This window comes from Neorhizobium alkalisoli (assembly GCF_002968635.1).
Taxonomy (GTDB): domain Bacteria; phylum Pseudomonadota; class Alphaproteobacteria; order Rhizobiales; family Rhizobiaceae; genus Neorhizobium; species Neorhizobium alkalisoli.
Genome location: NZ_PVBN01000002.1, coordinates 607,137 through 621,520, shown reverse-complemented (window position 1 = coordinate 621,520; position 14,384 = coordinate 607,137). Strand labels below are relative to the sequence as shown.

Annotated in this window: 15 protein-coding genes; 7 read left to right on the top strand and 8 right to left on the bottom strand. The window is 61.3% G+C overall.

The features are described from left to right. Both C5L13_RS07480 and ligM read left to right on the top strand, forming a co-directional pair. Positions 1-295, top strand: a 295-nt coding sequence (locus C5L13_RS07480; RefSeq protein WP_158693407.1) for a TOBE domain-containing protein, incomplete at its 5' end; no start/stop codon positions are given. A gap of 472 nt (positions 296-767) precedes the next feature. After that, positions 768-2,174 carry a vanillate/3-O-methylgallate O-demethylase gene (gene ligM, locus C5L13_RS07475; RefSeq protein WP_105382606.1) on the top strand — a complete coding sequence of 469 codons (1,407 nt, stop codon included), beginning with the start codon at positions 768-770 and terminating at the stop codon, positions 2,172-2,174. Positions 2,175-2,240: 66 nt separating this feature from the next. Here the strand turns inward: ligM and C5L13_RS07470 are convergent, their stop codons facing one another. The 4 genes from C5L13_RS07470 to C5L13_RS07455 form a co-directional block, all read right to left on the bottom strand. Next, a complete protein-coding gene (locus C5L13_RS07470) occupies positions 2,241-2,426 on the bottom strand; it encodes a hypothetical protein (RefSeq protein ID WP_105382605.1) in 186 nt (61 codons plus the stop codon). A gap of 71 nt (positions 2,427-2,497) precedes the next feature. Continuing rightward, positions 2,498-2,734 carry a hypothetical protein gene (locus tag C5L13_RS07465; protein ID WP_105382604.1) on the bottom strand — a complete coding sequence of 79 codons (237 nt, stop codon included), beginning with the start codon at positions 2,732-2,734 and terminating at the stop codon, positions 2,498-2,500. A gap of 242 nt (positions 2,735-2,976) precedes the next feature. After that, on the bottom strand, positions 2,977-4,419 hold the full coding sequence (locus C5L13_RS07460; RefSeq protein ID WP_105382603.1) for a M81 family metallopeptidase: 1,443 nt from the start codon (positions 4,417-4,419) through the stop codon (positions 2,977-2,979). Positions 4,420-4,428: 9 nt separating this feature from the next. Beyond that, on the bottom strand, positions 4,429-5,562 hold the full coding sequence (locus C5L13_RS07455; protein ID WP_105382602.1) for an ROK family transcriptional regulator: 1,134 nt from the start codon (positions 5,560-5,562) through the stop codon (positions 4,429-4,431). Positions 5,563-5,704: 142 nt separating this feature from the next. On the opposite strand from C5L13_RS07455, the gene C5L13_RS07450 reads away from it, so the two are divergent. The 5 genes from C5L13_RS07450 to C5L13_RS07430 all read left to right on the top strand — a co-directional run bounded on the left by C5L13_RS07450 (position 5,705) and on the right by C5L13_RS07430 (position 10,792). Further along, the gene (locus tag C5L13_RS07450; RefSeq protein ID WP_105382601.1) at positions 5,705-7,240 is read left to right on the top strand and encodes an ABC transporter substrate-binding protein; all 1,536 of its coding nucleotides are present in this window, start codon (positions 5,705-5,707) and stop codon (positions 7,238-7,240) included. 67 nt (positions 7,241-7,307) lie between these two features. After that, positions 7,308-8,228: an ABC transporter permease gene (locus tag C5L13_RS07445; protein ID WP_105382600.1), complete on the top strand. Its 921-nt coding sequence runs from the start codon at positions 7,308-7,310 to the stop codon at positions 8,226-8,228. Then, positions 8,228-9,094: an ABC transporter permease gene (locus C5L13_RS07440; protein WP_105382599.1), complete on the top strand. Its 867-nt coding sequence runs from the start codon at positions 8,228-8,230 to the stop codon at positions 9,092-9,094. Before C5L13_RS07445 ends, C5L13_RS07440 begins: the two co-directional genes overlap by 1 nt. Then, a complete protein-coding gene (locus C5L13_RS07435; protein ID WP_105382598.1) occupies positions 9,091-10,065 on the top strand; it encodes an ROK family protein in 975 nt (324 codons plus the stop codon). The genes C5L13_RS07440 and C5L13_RS07435 overlap by 4 nt, the downstream gene beginning before the upstream one ends. 1 nt (position 10,066) lies before the next feature. Beyond that, on the top strand, positions 10,067-10,792 hold the full coding sequence (locus C5L13_RS07430) for a copper homeostasis protein CutC (protein WP_105382597.1): 726 nt from the start codon (positions 10,067-10,069) through the stop codon (positions 10,790-10,792). 127 nt (positions 10,793-10,919) lie between these two features. Here the strand turns inward: C5L13_RS07430 and C5L13_RS07425 are convergent, their stop codons facing one another. The 4 genes from C5L13_RS07425 to C5L13_RS07410 form a co-directional block, all read right to left on the bottom strand. Next, positions 10,920-11,570, bottom strand: coding sequence for a helix-turn-helix domain-containing protein (locus C5L13_RS07425; RefSeq protein WP_105382596.1), 651 nt, complete (start codon positions 11,568-11,570; stop codon positions 10,920-10,922). 115 nt (positions 11,571-11,685) lie between these two features. After that, positions 11,686-12,027, bottom strand: coding sequence for a transcriptional regulator (locus C5L13_RS07420; protein ID WP_158693406.1), 342 nt, complete (start codon positions 12,025-12,027; stop codon positions 11,686-11,688). 97 nt (positions 12,028-12,124) lie between these two features. Further along, positions 12,125-12,757 carry a response regulator FixJ gene (gene fixJ, locus C5L13_RS07415; protein WP_105382594.1) on the bottom strand — a complete coding sequence of 211 codons (633 nt, stop codon included), beginning with the start codon at positions 12,755-12,757 and terminating at the stop codon, positions 12,125-12,127. Continuing rightward, a complete protein-coding gene (locus C5L13_RS07410; protein WP_105382663.1) occupies positions 12,744-14,255 on the bottom strand; it encodes a sensor histidine kinase in 1,512 nt (503 codons plus the stop codon). The genes fixJ and C5L13_RS07410 overlap by 14 nt, the downstream gene beginning before the upstream one ends. Positions 14,256-14,384: the final 129 nt, after the last annotated feature.

Sequence of the window (14,384 nt, the reverse complement as noted above, 5' to 3'; positions counted from 1 at the left end):
GAAGGGGTGGGCGGGCGAATGTCACGCGGCCAGCGAGATGCCGGCAGGAGCGGAGGTGACCGTCATGGTGAGGCCCGAAAACCTGCAGATTGGCGAGGCCGGGGCGGCGAATGGCGGCCTCTCCTGGTCGGGTGAGATCAGCCAGGCGATTTTCCGCGGGCCTCACCGTTCCATCATGGTCAAAACCGCAGACCATACGCTGCATATCGAGACGCCGTCGCTGGCGGATGTCGGGATCGGCCGTGCGGTGACGGTGGCTGCTCCCTCCGACGCGGCCTGGGCCGTCCGCAGCTGAGCGGATTCCACTCCTTCGGATCTGCGGGGACTGTCGTCCTCCTGCCAGATGAACCTCGTGCGTCTTGCACCGGGCATTTCACCTATCGTGGACGGCTTGGCGTCGTTTGTGGGGGAAATCTCTTCGCCGCGCTCACAAGTCGTCATGTATACATGATGTGCCGAAATTTCCCATTTTATCTTGCGGATACACGGTATGGCGCGGTGATCAGCCAAAACTGACATATTTTATGTATGCATTTTCGCCGGTTTGTTGTTGTGCATGCCAAACCCTTGTTCTATGAATTGTCGGAGCCGGGAGGTAGAGCGAGGCTTTCGTCGTTTGGCGGCAGGCCGAGAGCGAGAACCGGTCGTGAGGAGATTGGCGGGAGGAGACCGCGGCCCCTCATTTGCAATGGCAATTACGACCGATGCAGTCACTCCCGCCATTCGGCGCGGGAGGCACGGATCGGAGAGCAACGGAGGGAAGGTCTATGGCAAGGAATCTGACTCAGATCCTGAAGGAAAAGGGAAATCCGGTCGAGGTGCTGCGCAATTCGCGCATCGGCATGTATATCTATCCGGTCGTCGCACCGGAGTTTTCCAATTGGCGGACGGAACAGGTCGCGTGGCGCGAGTCGGCCGTTCTCTTCGATCAGTCGCACCACATGGACGAATTGATCGTCGAAGGCCCGGACGCGGCCAAATTTCTCGAAAGTCTCGCGATCAACAGCTTTGCGAATTTCGACACCAATCGTGCCAAGCATTACGTTCCGGTGACGCCGGCGGGTTACGTCATCGGCGACATGATCATCTTTCGCGAGCGGGAGGACAAGTTCGTGCTCGTCGGCCGTGCGCCGACTGCCAACTGGCTGCGCTACAACGCCTCGCTCGGCAAGCACGATGTGAAGCTTACCCACGACCCGCGCTCGCCTTCTCGTCCGGACGGCAAGCAGGTCGACCGGGTTCACTATCGTTTCCAGATCCAGGGGCCGGATGCACCGAAGATCTTCGAGAAGATGAACGGCGGTCCGATCCCCGACATCAAGTTCTTCCATGTCGACTGGATCAACGTCGGCAACAGGAAGGTTCAGGCGCTGCGCCATGGCATGGCGGGCGCTCCGGGGCTCGAAATATGGGGGCCTTATGCGGAAAAGGACGAAGTCCGCGAGATCGTGGTTCAGGCCGCGAAAGATGCCGGCGTCGATCTCTATCTCGTCGGCGCGCGTGCCTATTCGACCAATACGCTCGAATCCGGCTGGATCCCGTCGCCGCTTCCGGCGATCTATACAGACCCCGAACTGCAGGGATATCGCGACTGGCTGACGGAAGACAGCTACGAAGCCATAGGTTCGATCGGTGGCAGCCTGATCTCCGACAATATCGAGGACTACTACGTCACCCCTTATGAACTCGGCTACGGCATCTACGTCAAATTCGACCACGACTTCGTCGGGCGCGAGGCGCTCGAAAAGATGAAGGGCCAGCCGCATCGCAAGAAGGTCACCTTCGAATGGAACGCGGAAGACGTGATGAAGGTCATTGCGTCGAGCTTCGTTCCGGGCGAGCAGGCCTATAAGTGGATCGACCTGCCGCAGCCGAATTACGCGTCCTCCAGCGCCGACAGGATCATGCATGGCGATAAGGTGGTCGGCATGTCGATGTTCAACGGCTACAGCTACAACGAACGCTGCATGCTGTCGCTCGGCGTCGTGGATGCGGACATCCAGGAAGGCGACGTGCTGACGCTCATCTGGGGTGAGCCGAACGGGGGGACGGGCAAGACCTCGATCGAGCAGGGGCACAAGCAGGCCGAGATCCGGGTGCGCGTGTCGCCGACGCCCTATGCGCGGGAAGCTCGCGAAAACTATGCCGAAAGCTGGCGTACGAAGAGAAGCTGATTTCTCATGGCAAATCCGGGCGGCGACCTTCGGTCGCCGCTTCGTATTCTGTCCGACTGACCGTCATCAGCGTTGTTTCGCGCCGGCGCTCTTGCCGTCCGAGCTCTTCGAACGTTCCTCGAAACGATCCGCCCCCTTCGCGAGGTCGGACCCCTTTTGGGTTTCGACCTTTTTCTCTTCCTTTCGAGTGCTCTGCTTCAATCCACGCGCGGATTCGCGACCCTTTTCGGTCGGTGCCTGTTCGATACCCATCTTGCTTCCTCCTGCATCCTCATGGCGCCCAAGGGAAACACGTGGGACCAGCCTCTGGTTCCTGAACGGCGTCAGCCAGTCTCACGGAATTTCGAATAGGCGTCGGCTTCGTCATCTTTTGCTGCAATGGAAAACACTTCCGGCAGCACCTTTGACCGCGCGGATGAAATCCGGCGCGGTGGCGTTAGAGGGAATGGGGCAGGCGGGGTATTCGGGTATCGGGTATTCAGGTTTTCCACCTGCCCCGGCCGTTTCGGCGATTGTCCGGGGATTTCCCAGCCCCCTTCGACCGCTTCGGCGACCATCATCGGAAACCGGACTTCGCAAGACCGAGGATGCGACCGGTTCGCGAACCCGGTTTCCCATCCGATGACGGGAACGATTATGCGGCGGGTCTTCGATGCGGGGACAAGGCGGGGAAACGAAAAGCCCTAAGCGCCTGAAGCGGACTGGCAAAATTTTCCCGGTGGGGTGAGAATTTCCCCGCCCGCCGCACGTCTTCAGAAGGTATTGGCGCCGCCGGAGCCGCGCTGGGCTTCGTGCAGTCGGGTCACCGTCCTGCGGAGCGCGCCGACGAAAACACCTGCGGCTCGTAGGCGAAATCCTTGTCGAAGGGATAGGTCGGGCGCTGCTTGCGGTGGCGCTCCAGTCGCTCGACGAACTGATCGACGACACCCGGCGACAGCGCCATCAGGTTGGGATTGGCGATCGGTGCGAGTTCCGGCGAGAGATAGCCGGATTTCACGACGACGATCCTGGCCGTCTGCGGGTCGAGACCGAGACGGGTGAAATCGGAGATGTTGTGGTAGGGCCGTCGCTTCGCCGACAGCACCAACTCGATGCCGTCGATCACGACCACCGCCTGACGATCGGAGAGGTCGGTGGTGTCGTGCAGGAATTTTACCTTTACCCTGGTCCGCACCGGCTTGCTGCCGATCGTGTCGAGCGAGGCCCCGATCGAAAGGTCGAGTTCCGCTCCGACTCCGGCAGCGTAGCAGGCTTCGGCCGCGGCCTTGTCGGCAATGCCGGCGAACACGACGCCGGTGGCGCCCTTGGCGATCAGCTCGGCAAGCACCTCGGCGCGATCGCCGACACCGCCGCCAGTCGGGTTGTCGCCGGATTCGGCAAGCACCACCGGGGAGGTCCTGCTGGCAACCGCTCTTGCGACGCACTCCTGGATCGAGCCGGTCTCGCAGCCGAAGACGAATTTTTCGCGCGCATCCCAGTAGGCCCCGGCGATACGCCTGGCTTCCCGTTCGAGGACAGCGCGGTCTGTTCCGGTCAGGATCGCAGCGGCCGTGGCGCGTGGTTCGTCGGCCCAGACGTAACCGACCATCAGCGAGGCGTCCCAGACACCCTCGATCGCGTCGATTTCCGGCATCATTTCGTAGAGGCTCTTTGCCGGCTCATCCACGGTGCTGGTGCGCTCGCCCGGCAGCACGACGGGGATCGGCGCCCAGAGCAATACCGGCTTCACGCCGGTCTTCAGGCTTTCGACCAGCATTTTCACCGAGCGGCGCATCGTCTCCTCGACATCGATATGCGGCGCGGTGCGATAGGTGGAATACATGTCGAGCGCGTCGATGATGCGCTGGCTGACATTGCCGTGCAGGTCGTAGCTCGCCGAAACCGTGCAGTCGGGGCCGACGAGTTCGCGGGCGGCAGTGATCCAGTCACCTTCGGCATCCTCCATGCCCTGCACATACATGGCGCCGTGCATCGCCAGATAGAGACCGTCCAGCGGCAGCAAGGGCTCCAGGCGCTCGAGAAATTCGGCCTTGAAACGCTCGTATGTGGAGCGGGCGACCGGGCCGCCGGCGATGGCGCGGCAATGAATGGTCGGCAGGAATTCCGCCTTGTAATCCTTGAGAAAGGCAAAATAGGGCGATGCGGTCAGCTCCTCGCCGCGTACGACGCGAAAGTCCTTTTCCTCGTTCAGGACAGGGTTGTAAGTGCTGCATTCGATATGGATGCCGCCGACAGCAATGCGCATGGAAAAACCTCAGCTAGTATGGGAACCGATCAGAAAATTATGGGCTGCAATGCTTGCCGCCCCGCGCGCCCAGACATCGCCGTCCACGCGCTTGATGCGGATGGGCGTCTGGCCGGCGTAACGCGGCAGGACGTTGGTCTCGATGGCCTGATTGACCACCGTGCCGAAAAGACCCTCGAACGAACCTTCCACATGCGTGATCAGGATGAGGCCGGGGTCGTTCATCTGGATGAGGTTGGCGATCGCGAGCCCGAGAGCCGAGCCGGCGCGGTGCAGGATGCGGATTGCTGCCGCATTGCCGGTCGATGCCTCGTTTTCGATGTCCGACAGCGAGGTGCATTCGAGCCCCTCGGCGCGCGACATTTCCTTGATCGCCTTCATGGAGGCGACGGTATCGAGGCAGCCGCGCTTGCCGCAGCGGCAGGGTGAGCCGCCGGGCTCGATGGTGCAATGGGCGATTTCGCCGGCGCCGCCGTGATTGCCGCGATAGAGCTTGCCGTCGATGAAATGGGCGCAGCCGATGCCGTCGCCGAGCGAAACGACGCTGAAGTTCTGGATTTCGCGGGCACTGCCGAACAGCTTTTCGCTGACCGCGACGGCCTTCGCATCGTTCTCGATGAAGGTTTCGATACCGGAGCGCTCGCGGATGATTTTTGCCAGCGGCACGTCCTGCCAGCCGAGCAGGGTGGATTGCACGCAGTTTGCCTGGGATTCATCGACGAAGCCTGAGAGGGCCACGCCGATGCCGGAGAGCTTTTCCTTCGCGTCGGGATGGGCTTCGAGAAGGCTCGGCAGGCCCTCGGTAATCGCCTCGGCAATGACCTTCGGGTCGCGCGACAGCGGCATCGCCTGACGGGCGATGATCTTGCCGTTGAGATCGCTGAGGATCATCGGCGCCGGATCTTCGAGCAGAGAAATACCGACGAAGAATGCGCATTCGGGATGCAGGTCGAGCAGTACCGAAGGCCGGCCCTGGCCGTAGACGATTTCGGTCTCGTGCAGCACGCCGAGATCGATCAGGTCGCGGGCAATGCCGCTCATCGCGGCTTTGCTCAATCCCAGCATCTGCGCCATCTCGGTCCGGCTGAGTGGTCCGGACTCGCTGATGGCGCGCAGCAGCTGGCGCTGGGAGGAAGTGAGCATGGCGTTCAAGCGGCTTGGGTCCTCTGGATTTGCGGTCTTGACACTAAGTTCAGAAAGTGAACAAATCAATGACAATAAATTATAAAAATGATCTAAGGTAGCGAGAGCTACCCTCACGTCAACAAAACAAGGGTGAACAATCATGGCCAAATTTCTGGAAAATCGTCGTTTTGTACTCGCCTCAGCGGTTGCTGGCGGTCTCCTATTTCCGATCGCCGCAAGCGCTGCGACGCTGAACGTGATGCAGACCGAAGCGCCGCGTTCCATGGATCCGGGCGACCAGACCGCAACCTACACAGCCGCTCTGCTCGATCCGATGTATGAAGGCCTCGTCAAGCGCGATCCCGATCTTTCGCTCAAACCGGCGCTTGCCACCGAATGGTCTTCGGATGCCGCAGGTCTTCTCTGGACCTTCAAGCTGCGCCCGGGCGTCAAGTTCCATGACGGCACCCCCTTCGATGCCGATGTCGTGGTCAAGAACTTCACCCGCCACCTCGATACCAAACGCGGGCTTGCCGCGAGCGGTCGCCTGCGCACCTTTCTCGAAGGCGTGACTGCCGTCGATCCGATGACCGTGCAGTTCAAGCTGAAGAGCCAGTATCCCGCTTTCCTGGCGCTGCTCACCACCGGTCCGTGCCTGATGGTGAGCCCAGCCGCGGAGACGGCAGGGACGATCGGCAGCAAAGCCGTCGGCACCGGTCCCTACAAGCTCGCCGAATACAAGTCCGGTGAATACGTGCTGCAGACCAAGAACACCGAATGGTGGGGCGGCGCGCCGAAGGGCGAGGACGAGATCAAGTGGACCTGGACGCCGGAGCCGTCCGTCATGAACATGGCGCTGCAGACGGGCGATGCCGATGTCGTCAATCCGTTCCCTGCGGCCTTTGCCCAGCAGCTCAAGGCCAATCCGGACATGACACTCAGCACCACCGACGGCTCGGCGGTGTTCTGGGTTTCGCTGAACACCAAGACGAAGCCGCTCGACGATGTGCGCGTCCGACAGGCGCTGAACTACGCGACCGACCGGGAAGGTATCGTCAAGGCCTTCATGCAGGGGTTTGCGAAGCCTGCGAATTCGCCGCTCGCGCCGGTCACGCCCGGTTACGACAAGTCGCTCGCGCCCTATAGCTATGACATCGAGAAGGCGAAACAGCTGCTGAAGGAGGCCGGTTACCCGGACGGCTTCTCCATGTCGACCATCGTACAGGAGCAGGAATCCCGTATCGGCGAGCTGCTGCAGGCCATGTGGGCGAAAGCCGGCGTCAAGCTCGACGTGCGAAAGATGGAGGGCGGTGTCTGGTCGAAGGCGGCGTTCCTCGATCCGGCAGGCAAGGAGAAAGACAATATCGGTTCCTCGATCGCTTCCTGGTCCTCGGGCGTCAACGGCGCGGATCTACAATTCCGCCCCCTTTATTATTCCAAGAGCGCGTCACCGGCCGGTGCCAATCTTGGTTTCTTCTCCGATCCGAAGCTTGACGAGTTGATCGACAAGGCGGCCTCGACCCTCGATGAGAAGGCGCGCAACGCGATCTACGTGGATGCGCAGAAGCTGGTGAACGAACAGGCACCGCATGTGCTGCTCTTCACGAAGCAGGATCTTTTTGCGACGCGGGCGAGCGTCAAGGGCACCTGGGTCATTCCGGGCGGCCTGATCGTCGTCAAGGAAGCCAGGAAATAATCTCAGGCGCGGGCGGGCGAGGAATATCGCCCGCCGTCTTTTCGAGGTGAATTGATCGAGCGAGCGGATGAAAGCCTATATCGCCAAGAAGCTGCTGGCCTTGCCGTTGATCCTCATCGGGGTATCGCTTCTGGTCTTCGTTGCCATCCGCGCTCTGCCGGGCGATCCGGCGCGACTGATGGCGGGACCGGAAGCCACGCAGGAAGCCGTGGATAACATGACCCGCCGCCTCGGTCTCGACCGCAGCCTGCCGGAACAGTATGCCTCCTTCGCCTATGGAGCCGTAAGAGGCGATCTCGGGATTTCCATCAAATCCAAGCTGCCGGTCGTCGACGAGATTGCCGAGCGTCTGCCGTTTACGCTCGGACTTGCAATCACCGCGTATCTCCTGGCGGTCGGCATCGGCGTGCCGGCCGGCATGATCGCTGCGATCTATCGGCACGGCTGGCCGGACCAGGTCGTCATGATCCTCGCCATTGCGGGCGCCTCGATCGCCAATTTCTGGCTGGCTCTGATGGCGATGAACACGTTTTCCGTCCAGCTCGGCTGGTTGCCGCTGCTGGGTGCGTCTTCATGGAAAAGCTTCATTTTGCCATCGGTCACGCTCGCCGTGCTGCCGACTGCCGTCATTGCCCGCATGACCCGCTCCAGCATGATCGAGGTCATGTCACAGGACTATATCCGCACGGCCTACGCCAAGGGGGTCGCTCCCCAGACGATCTACTGGAGCCATGCGCTGCGCAACGCGCTGATCCCGATCATCACCATCGTCGGCCTCAATTTCGGCAGTCTTGTCGGCGGTGCGGTCGTCACCGAGTCGGTTTTCAACTGGCCGGGGATCGGTCGTTTCCTCGTCGATGCCGTGCGCTATCGGGACTATCCGGTTATCCAGGGCGTGACGCTCGTCGCCGTCACCGGCGTGGTGGTCATGAACCTTCTCGCGGAGCTTCTGATCGCGATCCTCAATCCGAAGATAAGGTTCGACTGATGGCGTCGATCGAAACAGACATTGCACCGCGCCGCCCGGTGTTATCGCGCGCCTGGCGTTGGATGGCGGCTCACCGCAGCATCGCTCTCGGCGGTTTCCTCATCGGGCTGATCGTGCTTGCGGCGATCTTTGCACCGTTGATCGCTGCGGCGGATCCTTACGCGCAGGATCTGCTTGCGACCATGGAGCCACCCTCATGGGCGCATCCGTTCGGGACGGATGACAACGGTCGCGACATATTTGCCCGCGTCCTTTACGGCGCGCGCATTTCGCTGCTCGAAGTGGTGCTCAGCGTCGGCCTGGCGGTGATCGTGGGCGTTCCGCTCGGCATTCTCTCCGGCATGAGCGGCCGCTATGTCGACCAGGCAATCATGTGGGCCATGGACATTCTCTTCGCGTTTCCGGGCATCGTGCTTGCGATCCTGATCGTCAGCGTGCTCGGCAGCAGCCTCATCAATCTTCTGATTGCCATTGCCATCTTTTCGGTACCGGTCTACGCCCGGCTCAGCCGAAACCTCACGCTTGGTCTGAAGAGCATGGACTATGTCGAAGCTGCGATCTCGCTCGGGATTTCGCGCCGCCGCATCATGACCCATTACATTTTGCGTAACGCGATCGGGCCGATCATCGTGCAGTCGACGCTGACCGCCGGAACCGTCATCTTATCGGCCGCAAGCCTCTCCTTCCTTGGCCTCGGCGCACAGCCGCCGCTGCCCGAATGGGGCGCGATGATGAGCGACGGCCGCAACTATCTCGGTCTGAATATCTATATGTCGCTGTTTCCGGGACTGGCGATCATGATCACCGTCCTTGGCTTCAACATTCTCGGCGACGGGTTGCGCGACCTCCTGGATCCGCGCAAATGAGCGCGATTTCGGTAGAAGCGGAGTGGAAAGGTCACGGAGGGCCGGGAAAGCCGGTTTTCTGCGTCGATGTCGGCGGTTCGTTCATGAAGTTCGCCGTGTCACCGGCACCGGGCGCGCTCGTGCTGCTCGAGAAGGTGGCGACGCCCGCGGCAAGTTGGGATGATCTGGCTGCTTCGCTGTCGGCACTGATCGAGCGGCACCAAGGTGCAGGTGATCCGGCGTCGCCCGTGGCGCTGTCGATCGCCGGTCTCGTCGACCCCCGCGACGGCAGGACCACATCGGCCAATATCCCCTGCATAACCGGAAGACGGCTCGTGGACGAACTGTCGGCTATGCTTGGCCGACGGGTGCTGGCTGCCAACGACGCGGACTGCCTGACGCTGGCGGAAGCCAATGAAGGAGCAGGGCGGGGCCATTCGGTGGTCTTCTGTGCCATCATGGGCACCGGAATCGGCGGCGGGCTGGCGATCGACGGGCGACTGGTGCGGGGCGCCGGCGGCGTGACCGGCGAATGGGGGCATGGGCCTATCCTCAACACGACCGTCGCGGTGAACGGCGAGATGCTGCATGTCCCCCGGTTTTCCTGCGGCTGCGGCCAATCCGGTTGCGTCGACACGATCGGCGGTGCTCGCGGGATCGAGCGGCTGCACGATTTCCTGCATGGCCGTGAGGAGACCAGCCACCACATCCTCGAAGGCTGGCAGGCGGGCGAAGCGCGGGCCGTCAAAACGGTCGCGGTCTATATCGAGCTCATCGCCGACCCGCTCGCGCTGGCCGTCAATGTCACGGGTGCTTCGATCGTACCGGTCGGTGGTGGGCTTGCTTCCGTCACTCCCTTGATCGATGCGCTGGATCTGGCTGTGCGCAAGCGCATCCTCAATCGCTTCAGTCACCCCCTGGTGACGCCGGCGCTTAGGCAGGATGACGGCGGTCTGGTCGGGGCCGCCGTGCTCGGCCATCAAGGAGGTTGATGTGGGCATTCTCCTCGAGGTCTGCGTCGACAGCCCGCAGGGCCTTGCGGCCGCGATTGCCGGAGGTGCGGACCGGATCGAACTTTGCTCGGCGCTCGACGTCGGCGGACTGACCCCGCCGCCCGGCCTCTTGGCGCTCGCGGCGAAAGCGCCCGTTCCTGTCTATGCAATGATACGGCCGCGCGCCGGAGACTTCGTCTTCGGCGCCGACGACGAAGCAGCCATGCTTGCCGATATCGATGCGGTGCGCGCTGCCGGTCTGGCGGGCGTCGTGGTCGGCGCAAGCCGTCCGGACAATACGCTCGACCTGTCTCTCCTAACCCGGCTGACGAGCCGCGCCGCCGGCCTTGGCATTACCCTGCATCGGGCTTTCGACCTGGTTCCGGATGCCTATGAGGCGCTGGAGCAGGCGGCCGATCTGGGCGTGGAACGGATCTTGACTTCGGGTCTTGAAGTCAGCGCCCCGGATGGCATCGATCTGCTTGGCAGGCTCGTGGAACGGGCGAGGGGACGTCTGTCGATCATGCCTGGTAGCGGCGTCAACCTTGCGAATGTCGAACGGATCGTGCGGGAAACCGGTGCGCGCGAGATCCATAGCTCCTGCCGTCGCCCAACGGAAAGCACGGACCATAGAGCCGTTGCTTTCGGTTTCCAGACTCTCGTCTCCAATGTCACCGACAGCGGGATCGTGCGCAGCATGCGCACCCTGCTGGATGGGATTAGTTGACTCGACGGCAGGCCGTCCCGAGAGGAGGACGACCTGCCGTGAGCAGCCTGGGAGGAGTATCGGATATGGCGAAGATGCTTTTTCTGGCCGGCTGCGACTGGCGTTGCCCGGACATTGCCACTTCAGTTTATGCGCAGAGACTACGGAGCGCTTCGGATTTCTTGAATTCGACGCAACGCGTGCTCCTCAGCCTGATGAACCCGCCTGACCGAAGCTTTGCGAACACGCGCGACACCGTTTCGATCGTCAGGCCGAGATGGTCGGCGATGTCCAGCCGGCTCATCGGCAGGTCGAACTGATCGAGGCCTCCCTGGCGGTCGGACATGTCAACCAGGAAGCTGGCAATCCGCTCGACCGCGGTCTGCCGGCCGATCATAATGATATGCTCCTGGGCGCGCAGCATGCCGCGCAACGCCAGCGTCAGAAGTTCCGGCGAAGCTTCGTCGTTTGCTGGGCGGCTCATGGCGCGCAGCCCCGTCGGCGTAATCGCTTCCGCGAAGAAACTGTGGGTCCGGTCGGCTTCATAGCCGAATGTTTCTCCGGTCAGATGGAAAGCTATGATCTGCCGTCGTCCATCCGACCGCAGCCGATGCACGCGTACCGCGCCGAATTCGACCTGATAGAAGGTGCCGGCCCTGTCGCCGGGGGCATAGATTTCGGCGCCTGCCGCAAAGGCGACAACGGGATATGGTCTGCAGAAGGTGGCAGTCTTGGGAGAACTCGCAGTCGTCCGGCTCGACGTATGCGGTCTTTGATCGTGGACGGCGGCGGTTTGCATCCGGCATTCTCCCGTGCTGAGGCTTGAGGATGCCTCAAGACGGGACAGCGAAAAATTCGGTTCTATCACTAGGGATATGTACGTAGCCGCGGCTGAGCAAAATGGATGGGGGACCTCAATCTGCCGCTTCGAGGCTTCTTACGAGCCGCAGCAGATCGGCACCGTCGAACGGTTTCGCGAGAATGAAACCGTTATCGTTTACGGGAGGACATACGCCGTCGGTGAGGAGGATGACAGTCTGGCCCAGGTCACGCAGATATCGCCTTGCGTCCTCGCGGGTGCGCAATACGTTGTCATCGATGATCATGCAGAGGGCCGGAGTGGCCGGAATATGCCCCTTGCGCCACGCGTCGAGGGCTTCGACCCGATATCCCTCCACCTCGAGCGCAAACGTCAGTGATTGCCGGAGGCCGAGGTCCGGTTCGATGATGACGATGTTTCTCAACTGTGGGTGCACAAAACTATCCGCAAACATGGACGGCAGGTTACCTCCGACATCCGGTTCTTAGCGCCTTCAGGACCGGTACGCTTTGCGTTGGATCAAGAAATGGGAATTAATTGTCCCGTTCACCGAGGTGCGGGCCGGCGGCGATGGCCATGCGGACGAGCTGAGGCAGGCTCCTCGCCTTCATCTTCGCCATGACGTTTGCCCGATGCACCTCGACCGTTCGCGGGCTGATATCGAGATCATATGCGATCGACTTGTTCGGCTGACCGGCGACCACTGCCGCCAATACCTGCCGCTCCCGATCGCTCAAGCTCTTAAGGCGGCTTCTGACTTCGCTCAGGTCATCGAGATCAGCGGGTTTTTCCCGAAATTGCCCTGCAGCACGCTCTATCGCTTCGATGATGACCGTATCCTCGAACGGTTTTTCGATGAAATCGACGGCGCCGGCCTTCATCGCTTCCACGGCCAGAGGGACATCGCCATGGCCGGTGATCACGATGGCCGGGAGATTCGCATATTCCGCCAGGAGTTTGCGGATCAGCTCGACGCCGGTCATGTCCGGCATCCGCAGATCCGTTATCAATACGCCGTTGCGGATGCTGGGGGCGAACTGCAGGAAGGATGAAGCCGTTTCATGGATGCGCACGGCAAACCCATTCATCGTCAGCATGAATGCGAGAGATTTCCTGACCGGCTCTTCGTCATCCACGATATGAACCGTATAGTCATCTGTCTGCATTCTCGCTCTCCCCCTTGTGGATCGGAAGCGTGAAACGGAAGGTCGCTCCTCCTGCCGGATTACGCGATACGATCATCTCGCCGTCATGGGCTTCCACAATACGTTTTGAAATCGAAAGGCCTATCCCCATCCCGCCGGGTTTGGTGGTGACAAAGGGCCTGAAAAGCTGTTCGGCAATTTCCTCCGGAATGCCGGGTCCGGTGTCCCGGACGGTAATCATCATCAGGGTGCTGCTTTCGGGCTCGGTGCGGATGACCAATTCGCGCCGTTCGCACTCGCTCATCGCTTCGATTGCGTTGCGCATCAGGTTTGTCAGCACCTGCTGAATCTGAATACGGTCGGCCACCACGATTTCAGGACCGGGCGCGAATTCGAAGACGACCCTGACGCCTTTCTCGCGTGAACCGACCAATGCCAGCGCCCCGGCCTCCTCGACCAGCCGGCGAATGTTCTCAGGCGCCTTTTCCGTCTCCCCTTTGGTGACGAATTCTCTCAGATGCTTGATGATCTGGCCGGCCCGCAGTGATTGTTTGGCGGTTTCCTCCAGTGCTTCGCGCATCCTCACCGCGATCGGTTCGTCGATGTCGCGCAGCAGGCGGGCGCAGCCATGGACATAGTTGGAGATCGCCGACAGCGGCTGGTTCAGTTCGTGGGCGAGCGTCGAAGCCATTTCGCCCATTTCGTTGAGGCGGGCGAGCCGAGCCAGTTCCCCCTGAATTTCCTGAAGCCGGGCGGCATATTCCTCCCGCTCCGTCAGATCGCGCACGAAACCGGTGAAAAAGATTTCGCCGTCTGACTGGGTTTCGCCGACGGCGAGCTTCATGGGGAACGTGGAGCCGTCCTTGCGGCGCCCGACGACGACCCGATCGATGCCGATGATCCGCCTTTCGCCGGTCGCCAGATATCGGGCGAGATACCCATCATGCTCGCGATGATAGGGGTCGGGCATCAGGATTCGAAGGTTTTGCCCGATTGCCTCGTCTTCGGTGTACCCGAACTGTCGGACAGCCGCCGCATTGAAGGATACGATCGTCCCGTCCTTGGTGGTTACGATGCTGGCGTCGAGGACCGTATCAAGTACAGAGCGCAGATGCGCTTCGCGCGAAGCCGCCCGGGCCTGGGCCTTCTCGATTGTCTTGCGCGCGGAATGAAGGATTTCGCCGACAAGCGCAATCGCTATGCCCACGACGCCGACAACGGCCATTTCCGAAAAGGTCGGTCCGCGCGGGGTAAATTCCTTGATGACATAGACAGCCAGGACCGAGAGGCCGACCGAGAAGACCGATGCCGGTATGCCGCCGATGATTGCGGCAATCAGAATGGGTGGAATGAAGAAGGTAAAGGTTGCCCGGTCATCGAGCAGGCCGTGCAGAGCAAGGCGCAAGGCGAAAGCGGCCAATACACAGGCGACCGCTATGAAATAGGCCTCAGCAGTAGAAAATCGGCGACTTAGAAAAGACTGGATAAGGCCGTCCTTCCTGTCCGCGACCATTTGCATGTCAACGACGCCTGCCTGTCGTCGGTCGTTCACAGAAAGTCTCTCCTGTTTGTTCATGCAAAACCTGACAGGTTATCGAGAACGAATATTAGCACGCCGAGGGGCGTCACGTCCAACCGCGGAAACGAC